Source organism: Pseudomonas sp. MF7453, assembly GCF_016405455.1.
GTDB lineage: Bacteria > Pseudomonadota > Gammaproteobacteria > Pseudomonadales > Pseudomonadaceae > Aquipseudomonas > Aquipseudomonas paralactis.
This window is the reverse complement of record NZ_JAEKCN010000001.1, coordinates 296,070-308,351: the sequence shown is the minus strand read 5'-3', so window position 1 is coordinate 308,351 and position 12,282 is coordinate 296,070. Positions and strand designations below refer to the sequence as shown.

Sequence of the window (12,282 nt, the reverse complement as noted above, 5' to 3'; positions counted from 1 at the left end):
TGTTGCCTCCAAACAAAATATGTACTTTTGGTACTTGACCAATATGAACCATTGGTACATATTTGCTCCGTCGCCGGATAACAACCGGCCAGATGGAAGGCAGCGATGAATCGGCCTCAACGGTTCAGAGGGTTGGCAACTGACCCGGGTGTGCAGCGTAAAACACCGAAACGAGTTATCCAGCGGGAGAACAAGCCGAAAGGCCCGCGGCTGGAGTAACAACTTGATTGAGCCGGTGACCGACGCCAGTAGCGGGTCACGGCCAGCTCCAAACGATTTGAATTAGCGGGCCCGATAGCTTCGGCTGGGCGCGCCGGACCTCATGCACCCTGCCCCACTCAATCAGGGCATTCAGAGCTGTAGCGTGCATGTTGTAAGGACCTGTGATCCACGGCGAAAAGATGCTGTTTGACGCTGTGCGTAGGAAGCTCGAAGCCCACCCACGAAGACGAACGGCCAGCCCTGCAATCAGCGGCGGGTAACTGGCCAACACCGATGACGCAACAACCCCGGTCTGACGCCAGTAGCGTGACCGGGGGTTTCACCGATAGGCCTTGGCAGCAGGGCCTAACGGGAAACCAACCGGGAGTCACATTGATGGAAGCAACAATCGTCAGCGGCGCATGGAAGGGTCATCTCGGACGCGGCCTTGCGCCAAAGGAAGTTCAGTACCTGCTGGGCACCGCCCAGGGCAAGACAGCAAAAGAGATAGCCCGCCAGTTCGACGTGGCGGCCTGCACAGTGGCCAAGCGTCTTTCCTGCGCCATGTTCAAGCTTGGCGTGACCCGCCAGACAGCGGCGGTCGCCGAAGCCATGCGCCGGCACATCATCTCGCCGATGTGCTTCGTCCTGGCGAGCCTGATCGCCATACACGCAATGATCGGTGATGACGCAATGCGCCGTGATCGCCGGGCACCAGAGCGGCGCACCGCCCAGGTTCGAGTGCTTCGCCAGGCGGAACGGCCAAGCCTTACCGCCTAAACAGAGCATCATTTAGCAGGTTGGAAAAAAGGAGTATTAACATGCACCACCCACACCCCAACTCACCTGGCAAGCCGACGGTTAGTGCGCCAAGCCTTGTAGGCAGAATCGAAGCAGCTTTGATGACACTGGCGTGTCAAGGAAACCCTGGGCTAGCGACAAAAATGTCTTTAATGCACCCCAGCCCAGAGCTTGGCTCGTCAGGGTGCAATAAGTTCGCGACGATAGTTCTTACTCGGACAATTGCTGCCTTAGTAGAAGCTCTGCCTGCTGAGCGCTCTGGCCAGATTCAGAAAGAACTAGCTGATTACCTTTCTGAGTTTTTCGAATCTGCCTGACACCGTGCCACATCCCGTTTTCTAGCTCGATCACATCTCCTTCTGATACTGCGCGTGCGGCCTCGTAAGCTTTTGGCAGACCATCACCCATGTCTCGATCGTATTTGATGCTGTAAGTCGGCATTAGATCGCCCTCCTTTGCAGGCTGCGTTGTGTGAGAGCGATCAGCCTATCGCAAAGCCCGTCACCTGGGCAGTGGTGACTTGGCCGGGAGCCTTAACCCACCCAGCACGGAGGATTGGCAGCTATGTGAACCACAACGAACCCTAGACGCTACAGCGTCGACCGCGTGACGTAGGGAGGTCTACGAAGCGCACTGAAAGCCCAGTTTCGATTGGGCTTTTTTACGCCTTGCCTTTACCCGTCAGCACCCTCCCCTGGGCCCACCTGCACATACCAGGCGGTCAGGGTGCTGACGAATAAACGCAACCCACTGAGGTATCCACCATGCACGCATCAATTCAACAGCGCGTAGACGGGGTTGCGGCCCTGCACATGCGCTCTCGTCTGGCCACTGCCGAGCTCTACGCCATAATCGGCAAAGAGCCGCCGGCGCAGAAAATTCGATTCCAGATCCGCAATGTCGGCAACGCTTACCACATCGTGGAGATTGCCACCGACAAGGTGAAGGGCTTCCGCTGGACATGGAAAGAGGCCAGCAACTTCGCCCAGGCCCTGGAATCTCGTGCAGACGGCGTGAAGGTGACGCTGTCAGGCGGTGCTCAATGATCGGCGTACCGATGCCAAACCCGAAAGACGCTGTGATTGCCGACCTTAACCGCCAGATGGATGCATTCTTCGGCGCGGGCAAGTCAGTTGAAGAGATCGCCAGCGGCGTATCAGGCGAGAAAGGCGGACCAATCAAAAGCACTCGTAGCGAGAAGCTGCGCGCCGTGCGGGACAAGATAGCGCCGCGGTTAAAGCGCCTTGTCGATGAGGGGTATTCGCTGCACGAGGCTTGCCTGGAAGCCGGCGTTGACTACAAGCGCGCCAGGCTCATTGCCAGCGAAAACAACTTCAAGCTGCCCAGCAACCCATGAGGCGGATCAACAACCAGGTGCGACAACGCCGGCGCCAGGCATGGCTTGATTTGCCAGCACATGAAATCGAAGAGGTAGGCCATGGCCGAGGAAGAGCAGCAGCCGACGGCGGAAGCCTTGAAGCAACGCCGCAAGCGCGAGAAAGCGGCAGCGAAGGATGCTGCATTGGGCGTCGAGAAATTTACGATTGAGTTGGCCGGCATCTTCAAGGCCGACCTCAAACGCCTGATGAAGCAGCACGGCTTCAACAACCAGCAGGAGGTACACCAGACACTGCTGCGCAACGTAATCGCCGCCGACTTCGAAACTGCGGCGCAGATGCTCACGTGTGTCACGACACCTTTTGTCGTTACTGAAAAGGTGTCGCGCATTATTCAGGCAGCCGGCCTGAAGTCGCTCGCCGACGACCCGCCCGAGCCCGACGACGAAATCTTGCAGAGCTCATAGCCCTGTGGTCTTTCTCTTGCGATCTACATCCTTAATGATCCCTCCCAGGATGGTGTTAGAACGATATAGATCTGTCATGGTTTTCTCGGTTAGATCTCCGCTCTCAATCAGTCGAAAAAGCTCGGCATGATAGTGAGCAAAAAGCGCAATCGGTGCGATGGCGCCCTGGGCCTGGCCCAGTTCTTTTGCCAAACGAATTGTATCGTTACGGTCCTGGACGGCGATGTCCATCACAAGCTTCAGGCGTTCGCGCCGAGTTTGAAAGTAACTCTGAATCCAGACACCCGCCACGGATCCCGTTGCGCCAACAAGCGTACCAATCAACCCAGCTATCCATGCTTCCAAGCGTCACCTCAAAAAGTTTTCGACCTTCCGGCCCATGCCGGTCACCCGTAATACCCCATATCACTGGACAGCGCCAGCCAGAACCTAAATGCCGAAAATCTTGAAAGGCAGATCGCCATAGGCCCAGATCAGCGTCCCCGCAATTACTAAACTAAACAGTGCCCTATCGGACTTGTTGAAATAAGGCACGAACTTATCTCTCTGTTCATTCAGGCCTTCCCAGCCAAAACCAGCAGGCGTTATTGACAGTCTTGCTCTGACCAATACGGCTTCGGCCAAAAGAGCAAACACGGTGGTAACTGCCCCGCTTCTGCTAAACCACCCCCCAAGATCAACCCCGGGAAGTGGTGGGTAGGGAGCTATCAAAGAGAGCACGGGGGCGAGGATAGCCAATGCGATCAAGCACCAAGCGACCTTCAAGCTATTTTGCAAATCATCATCCACTGGTTCTTTGAACGACATCGAAATATTTCCGGCTTAACAAAAATTCAATATACCGGCGAGGAGCCATCATGCCCATCACTTATGGAAGCGTGTGCAGCGGCATCGAGGCCGCGACACAAGCGTGGCACCCGCTGGGCATGAAGGCCGCCTGGTTCGCCGAGATTGAGCCGTTCCCCTCGTCGGTCCTGGCTCACCACTACCCCGAAGTGCCGAACCACGGCGACATGACCAAGCTGGCAGCGCTGGTGCTGGCCGGCAAGATCCCAGCGCCCGACGTGCTGGTCGGCGGCACACCATGCCAGGCCTTCTCGGTCGCCGGTATGCGGGAAGGCCTCACCGACCCGCGCGGCGCCCTCACCATCAAATACGTGGAGCTTGCAGATGCAGTTGACTATGTTCGCGCCGGTCAGCGAAAGCCCGCCAGCGTCATCGTCTGGGAGAACGTCCCTGGCGTCCTCAGTGACAAAGGGAACGCCTTCGGATGCTTTCTTGGCGCGCTTGCTGGGGAAGACTGCGAGCTGCAGCCTCCAGGGAAAAAATGGCAGGACGCTGGTTGTGTGTATGGACCCAAAAGAACAATCGCGTGGCGGGTCTTGGACGCCCAATATTTCGGCCTGGCCCAACGACGCCGTCGTGTGTTCGTTGTCGCAAGTGCTCGTGACGGATTCGATCCCACCGAGGTACTTTTTGAGCGAGAAGGCGTGCGCCGGGATACTGCGCCGCGCCGAGGTGAGGGGCAAGATGTTACCGGAACAGCTCCTTTCGGCCCTGCGCTCCAGTGTGGATGTGGATATGTCTACGCCGAATCCTTAGGGCAGTACGGTTGCCCGAACTGCGAAGGCGATGAAGGTCCGGCGGTCGATATGTTCGGGGGCATTCCTGCATTCGGCGGCCACAGCCTGGGAGGATCGATCGAGCGAGCGGCGACGCTCACCGCAAAGGACAGCCGGCTGGATGTTGAGAGCGAGACTTTTGCGGTTTACAGCACGAAGCTGCACCACACTGCGGCTCTCGGTGCTGGAAAGTGGTACGAAGAATACACGGCGTCTCTGGATGCCTGCAGCCCGCCACCTGCCCTGCTTGCGCCCACCCAGGTTCGGCGTCTGGTTCCCGTCGAGTGCGAACGCCTCCAGGGCATGGCCGACGACTACACGCTGATCCCCTGGCGGGGCAAGCCTGCCAGCGAATGCCCGGACGGTCCCCGCTACAAGGCGATCGGCAACAGCAAGGCCGTCACCGTGGTTCGCTGGATCGGGCGGCGCCTCCTGATGCAACTCAAAACCAGCCCGTACGGATAATCAAATCGACCAGCCGAATAATGGCGATGACCAGGTCTATCACTTTGGTAAGTTTTTTCATCTTGAGCTTCCTTGGAAGACTCAAAGCCAACGATATGGCTTCGTAGTCTATAAGTGCCCAATTAATTCAAAGCTCGGCCTGCCCTTCCTCTTGGGTTCTTTCCAACTCCCCCACTCCACCGCCCGGGCATGGCCCGGCAAGGACTCCCCATGCCTACAGAAAACCAAAACGCTGAGCCCGCGCCGAGCTTGGCAAGCGGCCACGGCCTGGACGCCGCTACCTGGGCCGATTTCGTGACCCGTCTTCGCCATGACTGCAACGGCGCCGGCGTTAAATGGCACCACACAGCGGCAGCGCTGTTCACCGTGCAGACCAAGCGCATTGATTACGGCTATGAGCCGGACTACGCGGAAGGCCTGGTGGTTTGCCGCGAGGACTGCTCGTGGTTCAGCCCTGAAGAATACTGGGAGGACTGCGACGAGGAAGACCAGGCCGAACTGAACGCCAGGGTGCAACAAGACTTCGAGTGCGACTTCCTGGAGCTCAGTGTCGACGATCAGTGGGAGTTGATCGGAGAGCTTGACGATCACACCGTCACTGGCTGGAACAAGCGCTGGGAGATCGTGAACAGCCATTTCACGAAAGACGCGGCCGAGGCATTCATCCGCCGCAAGCAGCACGACTACGGCGAGATGCGCGTCTACGTGGAGTCGCAGTATTACGCCTGGGAGTTCGAAGCCATCAAGGAAGCGATCATTGCCGGCACGCTGACCTACACACCGAAGGTGGCAGCATGAAGCGCATCTACCTCAGCGGGCCCATGAGCGGCTTGCCCGGGCTGAACTTCCCCACCTTCCACAGCATGACCGCCAGCCTCCGCGCCAGCGGCCACACAGTCACCAACCCCGCCGAGATAAACCCAGAAGGCGGAACCTGGACCGACTGTATGCGCCGCGACATTGCCGCCCTGATGGACTGCGACACCGTGGCCACCCTGCCCGGCTGGGAGAATTCAAAGGGCGCAAAGCTGGAAGTACTGATCGCCGAGAAACTCGGCATGACCGTTTTGGATGCCCATGATCTGGTAACGAGGGAGGCTGTATGAGCGACTTCAAGCGCGAAGACCGCTACATCGTCGTCAAGCTGAAGCACCTGGCAGGCCTTCAGCAGGCACCGTTGCGCAACTTCCTAAGGGAAAACCGTGTTCCCCAGATCGAGTGCGTGGTGGTGGAGCACGACTGGCCGGAGTACCACCTTGTCTGGGCCATGATTGAGCACCGCATGGCGGGCAAGCCCGTGCCGAACTTTAACGACTGGCGACGTGCAGATGAGCTGCAACAACGCCTAACCGTGACAGATGAGCGAGCGGATGTGCTGGAGGGGCTGTTGTTCCGGACCAACGATCTGCTCTATGCGATCCAGGGTGACCCGGGTGCGGTGCCGTCTTCGTCGATTGATGCGATGCGCGGAAGAGTTTTTGAAGCACTAAAGCGCACCAAGCCACCAACCTGCACCTGGACTGAAGGCGGATTCTCCTGGCACACCGGCTGCGGCAAAGAATGGCAGTTCACCGATGGCGGGTTGCCGGCTGAAAACGGCATGCACTTCTGCCACTCCTGCGGGATGGCTCTGGTGGTGGACGAGGATCAACCAGAGAGCGAGCGGGAATCGTGAACGGATTATGGATGATCAACATCCGGATGCGACGAGTTGAGGAAATTGAGCTGCATGCCCGGGCGAACCTGGCGCGGCTGAATGGGCCGAAGTGCTACCAAGGACCAGGCCGGACGTACATGCTCCACGCAAGCCAGGTTTACATCTCACGCGCATCGGCGCTGGCGGCCTTGAGTCGCAACTTGAAGGCGATCTACCAAGAACGAAACCTGAAGCAGCAGAAGCTGTTCGCCGAGATTGAATCGATAACCTCTGAGCTGGAGCATGAGCAAAATTCAGCGCCAGCCGCATAGGAGTACATTCGTACTCCACCCGCAAAACCTGTAACCCCTCCCCCTTCAAAGTCAGCCGCTATAGCGGCAAGGAACCCGGCATGCCTGAAGAAAGCCAAGTCGCCAAGCCTCTCCAGGTGGAGCGATCGACAGTAACGAAACTGGTGATCACCGGTGCCCCACACCTCGATCCGATTACCGTGTTCCTTGAGGACTTCGGGCGGCGCGACTGCCCTACCGAATCCGATCCGAACTACCAGACGGCCCAGGGCAAGATCACCATCACCTGCTGGGACAACAGCTGGAATGCGTACTGGGGCGGCATGGGCCCACGTACCGTCGCCGAGTTCGTCACGAACTGCGGTTGGGACTATGTCCTGAATTGCTTGGATCGCGGCATCAGCCCCACGGTTTTCAGCGGAAACGCGCTGCATACCTTGGCCAAGAAGTGCATCGTCCAGCGCCGCCGGCAACAGACAGGGCGACACGACTGGGAGCTGGGCGAGCTGAGCAAGGACGAGGCCCGCGAGCTTTGGCATGACATCGACTCATTGCGCGGTATCGAGAGCTCGAATGAGTGCTGGCATCAGAGCAGGCTGCTGACCGAGTTATTCGGTGATGAATGGCATTACCCGCTCGAAGGTAAGGCTGTGGAAGAAAACCACAAGTTCACCTACCTACGGCGGATTGTCGAATCCGTGCAGCAGGCATTGCGCCAGGAACAGCAGGCGGTGACGCCATGATCGCCACCCTATGGTTCGCCTACGTCTTCATCTACCGAGGGCCCAAGCCATGATGCAGACAGCGCAGGAAAAGTTCGAGGCGTGGCATTTGACCCGGTACCCGGGAGCAAGTCTGTCGAAACGGACAAATGGTGAGTACATCAATCTGTACGTAGGCATGTGCTGGATTGGCTGGAGCGCATCCCGCGAGACGCTGGTGGTTGAGCTGCCAGCCGTCGAGGCCTGGGACAACGACGGGCGCCTGGACCGCGAGAAAGACGACACGGCGGATTGTGCAATCGGGCTGGTGCCGGTGATTGATGTACGCAATGCACTTACTGAGCTCGGCATCCCCTTCAAAGCAACAGCCTAACCCCAATCCCCCTACATGCCTGCCGGTGAGCGGCGGGCGAGGTATGCGCGTGAATATTTATCGACACACCTTCGCGGCCGTCTGCCCGTCCGACGGCGAAACGATCATCTACCGGCTTGAGTTGCGGTCGAACGCCATGATTCACGTCGAGCACATCAAGGCGGCGACGGCACTGATCAAAAAGGGCTGGCATGAGCAGATCGCCGACCGCCTAGCTGAATCCCTGGGCGGCGATCAAACCATCATCGCCACGCACCAGGGCATCGAGATCGAAACAACGAGGCTTAGCGGATGATCCACTACCACGGCACGCCTGTTGGAGGTAAGCGAGAGGATGCAGCAAAGTTCCTGGCCGGCCGGCACGCACTGGTTCCATTCCCACGCAAGGACGATCTTGGGATTGTCGCCGATGTATGCAAATCGTTTGTTTTCGATAACGGCGCGTTCACGGTGTGGAAAAAGGGAGGGCAAGTAGACGTAGAGGGCTACACACGCTGGGTAGAAGACTGGCACCGACACCCCGGATTCACTTGGGCGCTCATCCCGGATGTCATCGATGGCGACGAAGAGGCCAACGATGACCTCGTTCGGCAGTGGCCAGAGGAGCTTCGCGGGGTGCCGGTCTGGCACTTGCACGAATCGCTAGAGAGGCTGCAGAGGCTGGCCAGGTGCTGGCGTACGGTTGCTCTAGGCAGTTCTGGACAATGGGCTTCTCCAGGCACAGGAGCATGGTGGAAGCGGATGGGCGTCGCGATGGACGCGATCTGTGATGACCAAGGCCGCCCTGCATGCAAGCTTCACGGCCTTCGAATGCTAGACCCCGCGATATTCCAGCATCTGCCATTCGCATCAGCCGACAGCACGAACGCCGCTGTGAACGGCGGAAGCATCAGCAGGTTCGGCATGTACGCCCCGCCAACTGCCGGCCAGCGCGCCAACGTAATCGCCGATCGCATCGAATCGCACAACAGTTCGCCGATCTGGCAACGAGAGACTCAGGCCGAGATGGCCATCTAACCCACCTTCTGCCGCCCAGCGCGGCAAGGACACCCCATGTTCGCTATGAAACTCACCCTGATACTGCTGGGCGCTTTGCTGTACCTGGTAGGAACACTCGGCTGGTTCTTCTGGGTCGGGCCCGGGCTCGTCGGCACGGGCACCACCGAGGCACTGCTCTACGCCTTCGCCGGCACATGCGCTTGGCTGCTGATCAGCTTCGGCCTGGCAATTCACATAATCAAGACAGCGCGGCCCACGGTGGGCGGGAGGTAGCTATGGCAAAAGTCCTGGCGCAAATTACGGTCAAGCTGCCGCGCCTCATGGAGGCGGGGGAATACAGGAAGTTGCGGTACGTCGGTGGAAAGCCGAGCCTGCAGCAGTTGAAGAAATGGATTGAGGAAGGCGAAGTGATTGGAGAGGTAAAGGGCGGGATGTATTTCGTCGACGTGCAGGCGGCGGTCATGGGATCAAGTGACCCGCTGCTGGCCAAGATGCTGGAGATTGGGTGATGGCTGCCCGCCCCCGCACGCTGCAAAACAGAAAGCTGCCCCCAAACCTTTACCCGAACGGTAAGTATTGGCGGTACCGCAACCCGGTCACCGGCGTGATGACCAGCATCAACCGCCCACTGGAGGAAGCAATTAAGCTGGCCCGGGCGGCCAACCTCAAGTTCGCCGAGTTGGTAGTCGATGACGGCTCGCTACTGGCCGTGCTGACCGGAGACCGGCTTCCCATGGTGAGCAACCTGCTGACGCGCTTCGAAGAGGAATGGCTACCTGACCGGTCATACGCGGCCCGCACACTGGAGGAAATCAAGTTCAAGCTTGAGCGGTACCGGCAGGACCTGGGCGACCGACTGATAGGTCAACTGGACGTGCTGGCGATGGCCGAGTATCTCGACAACTTCAGCAACAACGCCTACACGAAGCACCGCGGGCTATGGGTGCAGATCTTCGCCTTTGCGGTGGCCAAGGGCCTGGCCGAGCGCAACAACGCAGAGCTGACCCTGATCAAGAAGGAGGCCGAGAAGAAGCGCCAGCGCCACACGCTCGACGGATTGAAGCTGATCATCGATGCCGCGACAACGCCGCCATGGCTGAAGCGCGCAATCCGCCTGGCTTTGGCCAGTCTTCAGCGCCGGGACGACATCGTCACTTGGCTAAAATCAGCAGCCGACATGGAAAAGAACACGCTGACCGTCTCCCCCGGAAAGACCCAGGGTTATGAAAACCCTGTGCACCTAAAAATCACCATGGGCGCTGCGCTGCGGGAGGTGGTTGGGGAGTGCCTGCGGTCGCCGCTCGCCTCGCCCTACCTGATCCACTACAAGCCCAAGGCCCGCCGGCGGGAACAGATAGACGCCAAGGATCACTGGACATCCGTGACGCCGGACTACTTGACCAAAGAGTTCAGCAAGGCCAGGGACGCCGCGCACGCCTACGACCATGTGCCGGCTGGTGAGCGCCCCACTTTTCACGAGATCCGCGCATTGGGCGCGTGGCTGTACGAGCAGCAGAACTTCCCACAGGAGTACATCCAGGCGCTCATGGGCCACGCGGACGAGAAGATGACGAAGCATTATCAGGAGGGGCACGACGAAAAGAAGATCGAGTATGTCGAGGTGGGCGCCGAGTTGGCGTTTTGAGGTGGGGGTTTTGCAAAAGTTTTGCAAAAGTTTTGCAAATCTCAGAAAGCAAAAAGGGGTCACCGTTTCCGATGACCCCTCTAGACCGCCCAGCAGAGCGGATTTTGTTTGGTAGGCGCGATTGGACTCGAACCAACGACCCCCACCATGTCAAGGTGGTGCTCTAACCAACTGAGCTACGTGCCTGCTGTGAGGCGGCATTCTACGGAATTCCGAAGGGGTGTCAACATCTTTTTTGCAGCTAACCCTATGAATATGCGAATTTTTTATTTGTGCCGGGTACACCTGGGAGTTTCGGGTGGCTGGCAGGCAATTTTCAACTCAGGTAGGATCGCCGCACTCGTAAAAAATATAAAACAGAGGTTCCAGGATGGCGAACACCCCCTACCCCCAGTCGTATTACGCCGCGTCCGCGAATGCAGCCCCACTCCGTCCAACCCTGCAAGGTGAAGTCGAAACCGATGTGTGTGTGATTGGCGCCGGCTATACCGGGCTTTCCAGCGCGCTGTTTTTGTTGGAGAACGGCTTTCGCGTCACGGTGCTGGAAGCCGCCAAGGTGGGTTTCGGTGCGTCGGGGCGTAATGGCGGGCAGATCGTCAACAGCTATAGCCGCGATATCGATGTGATCGAGCGCAGTGTCGGCCCCAAACAAGCTCAGTTGCTGGGGCAAATGGCCTTTGAGGGCGGCAAGATCATTCGTGAGCGCGTGGCGAAATACCAGATCCAGTGCGACTTGAAGGACGGCGGTGTGTTTGCCGCACTCAACAGCAAGCACATGGGTCATCTGGAATCGCAGAAGCGCCTGTGGGAGCGCTACGGCCATACGCAGCTGGAGTTGCTCGACGAGCGCCGCATCCGCGAGGTGGTGGCCTGTGACAACTATGTCGGCGGCTTGCTGGACATGAGCGGCGGGCATATCCACCCCCTCAACCTGGCACTGGGCGAAGCGGCGGCGGTGGAATCCCTGGGCGGTACGATTTATGAGCAATCGGCAGCGGTGCGCATCGAGCGCGGCGCCAACCCTGTGGTACACACCGCCGAAGGCAGGGTCCGGGCCAAATTCATTATCGTTGCCGGTAACGCTTACTTGGGGAACCTGGTACCAGAGCTGGCGGCCAAGTCGATGCCGTGTGGCACCCAAGTGATCACTACCGCACCACTGGGCGATGATCTGGCCAAGACGCTGTTGCCGCAGGATTACTGCGTCGAGGATTGCAACTACCTGCTCGACTACTACCGCCTCACCAGCGACAAGCGCCTGATCTTCGGCGGCGGCGTGGTGTATGGCGCACGAGACCCGGCGAATATCGAAGCGATCATCCGGCCGAAAATGCTCAAGGCATTTCCACAACTCAAAGACGTGAAGATCGACTACGCCTGGACCGGCAATTTCCTGCTGACCCTGTCGCGACTGCCTCAAGTCGGCCGTCTTGGCGACAACATCTACTACTCGCAAGGCTGTAGCGGCCATGGCGTGACGTACACGCACCTGGCAGGCAAAGTACTGGCTGAGGCATTGCGAGGGCAGGCTGAGCGTTTTGATGCGTTTGCGGATTTGCCGCATTACCCGTTCCCGGGTGGGCAAATGTTGCGCACGCCGTTTGCGGCGCTGGGGGCTTGGTACTACGGATTGCGCGATAAATTCGGCATGTAAACACATACCCGAGTGGGAGCGAATTGCTCGTTCCCACTTGGGCTGTGCT

At 58.7% G+C, this 12,282-nt stretch carries 20 protein-coding genes and 1 tRNA gene; 17 read left to right on the top strand and 4 right to left on the bottom strand.

From position 1 onward, the window contains the following. The first annotated feature begins 597 nt into the window (after nucleotides 1-597). The gene (locus tag JFT63_RS01425) at nucleotides 598-981 is read left to right on the top strand and encodes a LuxR C-terminal-related transcriptional regulator (protein WP_198843263.1); all 384 of its coding nucleotides are present in this window, start codon (nucleotides 598-600) and stop codon (nucleotides 979-981) included. Nucleotides 982-1,212: 231 nt separating this feature from the next. Here the strand turns inward: JFT63_RS01425 and JFT63_RS01420 are convergent, their stop codons facing one another. Beyond that, nucleotides 1,213-1,443, bottom strand: a complete 231-nt coding sequence (locus JFT63_RS01420; RefSeq protein ID WP_028619159.1) for a hypothetical protein — start codon at nucleotides 1,441-1,443, stop codon at nucleotides 1,213-1,215. 323 nt (nucleotides 1,444-1,766) lie between these two features. On the opposite strand from JFT63_RS01420, the gene JFT63_RS01415 reads away from it, so the two are divergent. From JFT63_RS01415 to JFT63_RS01405, 3 genes are all read left to right on the top strand, one after another. Further along, a complete protein-coding gene (locus tag JFT63_RS01415) occupies nucleotides 1,767-2,048 on the top strand; it encodes a hypothetical protein (RefSeq protein WP_198843262.1) in 282 nt (93 codons plus the stop codon). After that, nucleotides 2,045-2,359 carry a hypothetical protein gene (locus tag JFT63_RS01410; RefSeq protein ID WP_198712434.1) on the top strand — a complete coding sequence of 105 codons (315 nt, stop codon included), beginning with the start codon at nucleotides 2,045-2,047 and terminating at the stop codon, nucleotides 2,357-2,359. The genes JFT63_RS01415 and JFT63_RS01410 overlap by 4 nt, the downstream gene beginning before the upstream one ends. 81 nt (nucleotides 2,360-2,440) lie before the next feature. After that, on the top strand, nucleotides 2,441-2,806 hold the full coding sequence (locus JFT63_RS01405) for a hypothetical protein (protein ID WP_198843261.1): 366 nt from the start codon (nucleotides 2,441-2,443) through the stop codon (nucleotides 2,804-2,806). Here the strand turns inward: JFT63_RS01405 and JFT63_RS01400 are convergent. Both JFT63_RS01400 and JFT63_RS01395 read right to left on the bottom strand, forming a co-directional pair. Next, nucleotides 2,801-3,151, bottom strand: a complete 351-nt coding sequence (locus tag JFT63_RS01400) for a hypothetical protein (protein WP_198843260.1) — start codon at nucleotides 3,149-3,151, stop codon at nucleotides 2,801-2,803. The genes JFT63_RS01405 and JFT63_RS01400 overlap by 6 nt on opposite strands. An 84-nt stretch (nucleotides 3,152-3,235) precedes the next feature. After that, nucleotides 3,236-3,613 (bottom strand): hypothetical protein, encoded by a 378-nt coding sequence (locus tag JFT63_RS01395; protein WP_094774212.1) that lies wholly within the window; start codon nucleotides 3,611-3,613, stop codon nucleotides 3,236-3,238. A 50-nt stretch (nucleotides 3,614-3,663) separates the two neighbouring features. Here JFT63_RS01395 and JFT63_RS01390 point away from each other — a divergent pair, with 50 nt between their 5' ends. From JFT63_RS01390 to JFT63_RS01335, 12 genes are all read left to right on the top strand, one after another. Continuing rightward, nucleotides 3,664-4,893 (top strand): DNA cytosine methyltransferase, encoded by a 1,230-nt coding sequence (locus tag JFT63_RS01390; RefSeq protein ID WP_198843259.1) that lies wholly within the window; start codon nucleotides 3,664-3,666, stop codon nucleotides 4,891-4,893. Between the two features lie 210 nt (nucleotides 4,894-5,103). Further along, a complete protein-coding gene (locus JFT63_RS01385; RefSeq protein ID WP_198843258.1) occupies nucleotides 5,104-5,691 on the top strand; it encodes a hypothetical protein in 588 nt (195 codons plus the stop codon). Next, on the top strand, nucleotides 5,688-5,999 hold the full coding sequence (locus tag JFT63_RS01380; RefSeq protein ID WP_198843257.1) for a DUF4406 domain-containing protein: 312 nt from the start codon (nucleotides 5,688-5,690) through the stop codon (nucleotides 5,997-5,999). Before JFT63_RS01385 ends, JFT63_RS01380 begins: the two co-directional genes overlap by 4 nt. Beyond that, nucleotides 5,996-6,568 (top strand): hypothetical protein, encoded by a 573-nt coding sequence (locus JFT63_RS01375; RefSeq protein ID WP_198843256.1) that lies wholly within the window; start codon nucleotides 5,996-5,998, stop codon nucleotides 6,566-6,568. Before JFT63_RS01380 ends, JFT63_RS01375 begins: the two co-directional genes overlap by 4 nt. A gap of 11 nt (nucleotides 6,569-6,579) precedes the next feature. Beyond that, nucleotides 6,580-6,861 carry a hypothetical protein gene (locus tag JFT63_RS01370; RefSeq protein WP_198843255.1) on the top strand — a complete coding sequence of 94 codons (282 nt, stop codon included), beginning with the start codon at nucleotides 6,580-6,582 and terminating at the stop codon, nucleotides 6,859-6,861. 80 nt (nucleotides 6,862-6,941) lie between these two features. After that, entirely contained in the window at nucleotides 6,942-7,583 is a 642-nt protein-coding gene (locus JFT63_RS01365) for a hypothetical protein (RefSeq protein WP_198843254.1), read from the top strand. A gap of 49 nt (nucleotides 7,584-7,632) precedes the next feature. Continuing rightward, nucleotides 7,633-7,935: a hypothetical protein gene (locus tag JFT63_RS01360; protein ID WP_198843253.1), complete on the top strand. Its 303-nt coding sequence runs from the start codon at nucleotides 7,633-7,635 to the stop codon at nucleotides 7,933-7,935. 43 nt (nucleotides 7,936-7,978) lie between these two features. Continuing rightward, nucleotides 7,979-8,230 carry a hypothetical protein gene (locus JFT63_RS01355; protein ID WP_233102183.1) on the top strand — a complete coding sequence of 84 codons (252 nt, stop codon included), beginning with the start codon at nucleotides 7,979-7,981 and terminating at the stop codon, nucleotides 8,228-8,230. Continuing rightward, nucleotides 8,227-8,952 (top strand): hypothetical protein, encoded by a 726-nt coding sequence (locus JFT63_RS01350; RefSeq protein ID WP_198843252.1) that lies wholly within the window; start codon nucleotides 8,227-8,229, stop codon nucleotides 8,950-8,952. Before JFT63_RS01355 ends, JFT63_RS01350 begins: the two co-directional genes overlap by 4 nt. 36 nt (nucleotides 8,953-8,988) lie before the next feature. Beyond that, on the top strand, nucleotides 8,989-9,207 hold the full coding sequence (locus JFT63_RS01345; protein ID WP_198843251.1) for a hypothetical protein: 219 nt from the start codon (nucleotides 8,989-8,991) through the stop codon (nucleotides 9,205-9,207). Nucleotides 9,208-9,209: 2 nt separating this feature from the next. Continuing rightward, entirely contained in the window at nucleotides 9,210-9,443 is a 234-nt protein-coding gene (locus tag JFT63_RS01340) for a hypothetical protein (RefSeq protein WP_034134173.1), read from the top strand. Continuing rightward, nucleotides 9,443-10,579: a tyrosine-type recombinase/integrase gene (locus tag JFT63_RS01335; RefSeq protein WP_198843250.1), complete on the top strand. Its 1,137-nt coding sequence runs from the start codon at nucleotides 9,443-9,445 to the stop codon at nucleotides 10,577-10,579. The genes JFT63_RS01340 and JFT63_RS01335 overlap by 1 nt, the downstream gene beginning before the upstream one ends. A 109-nt stretch (nucleotides 10,580-10,688) precedes the next feature. On the opposite strand, the gene JFT63_RS01330 is transcribed toward JFT63_RS01335, so the two are convergent. After that, nucleotides 10,689-10,765, bottom strand: a tRNA-Val gene (locus tag JFT63_RS01330). A gap of 184 nt (nucleotides 10,766-10,949) precedes the next feature. Between JFT63_RS01330 and JFT63_RS01325 the strand changes: the two genes are divergently transcribed. Continuing rightward, the gene (locus tag JFT63_RS01325) at nucleotides 10,950-12,233 is read left to right on the top strand and encodes an NAD(P)/FAD-dependent oxidoreductase (RefSeq protein ID WP_057700735.1); all 1,284 of its coding nucleotides are present in this window, start codon (nucleotides 10,950-10,952) and stop codon (nucleotides 12,231-12,233) included. The last annotated feature ends 49 nt before the right edge of the window (nucleotides 12,234-12,282 follow it).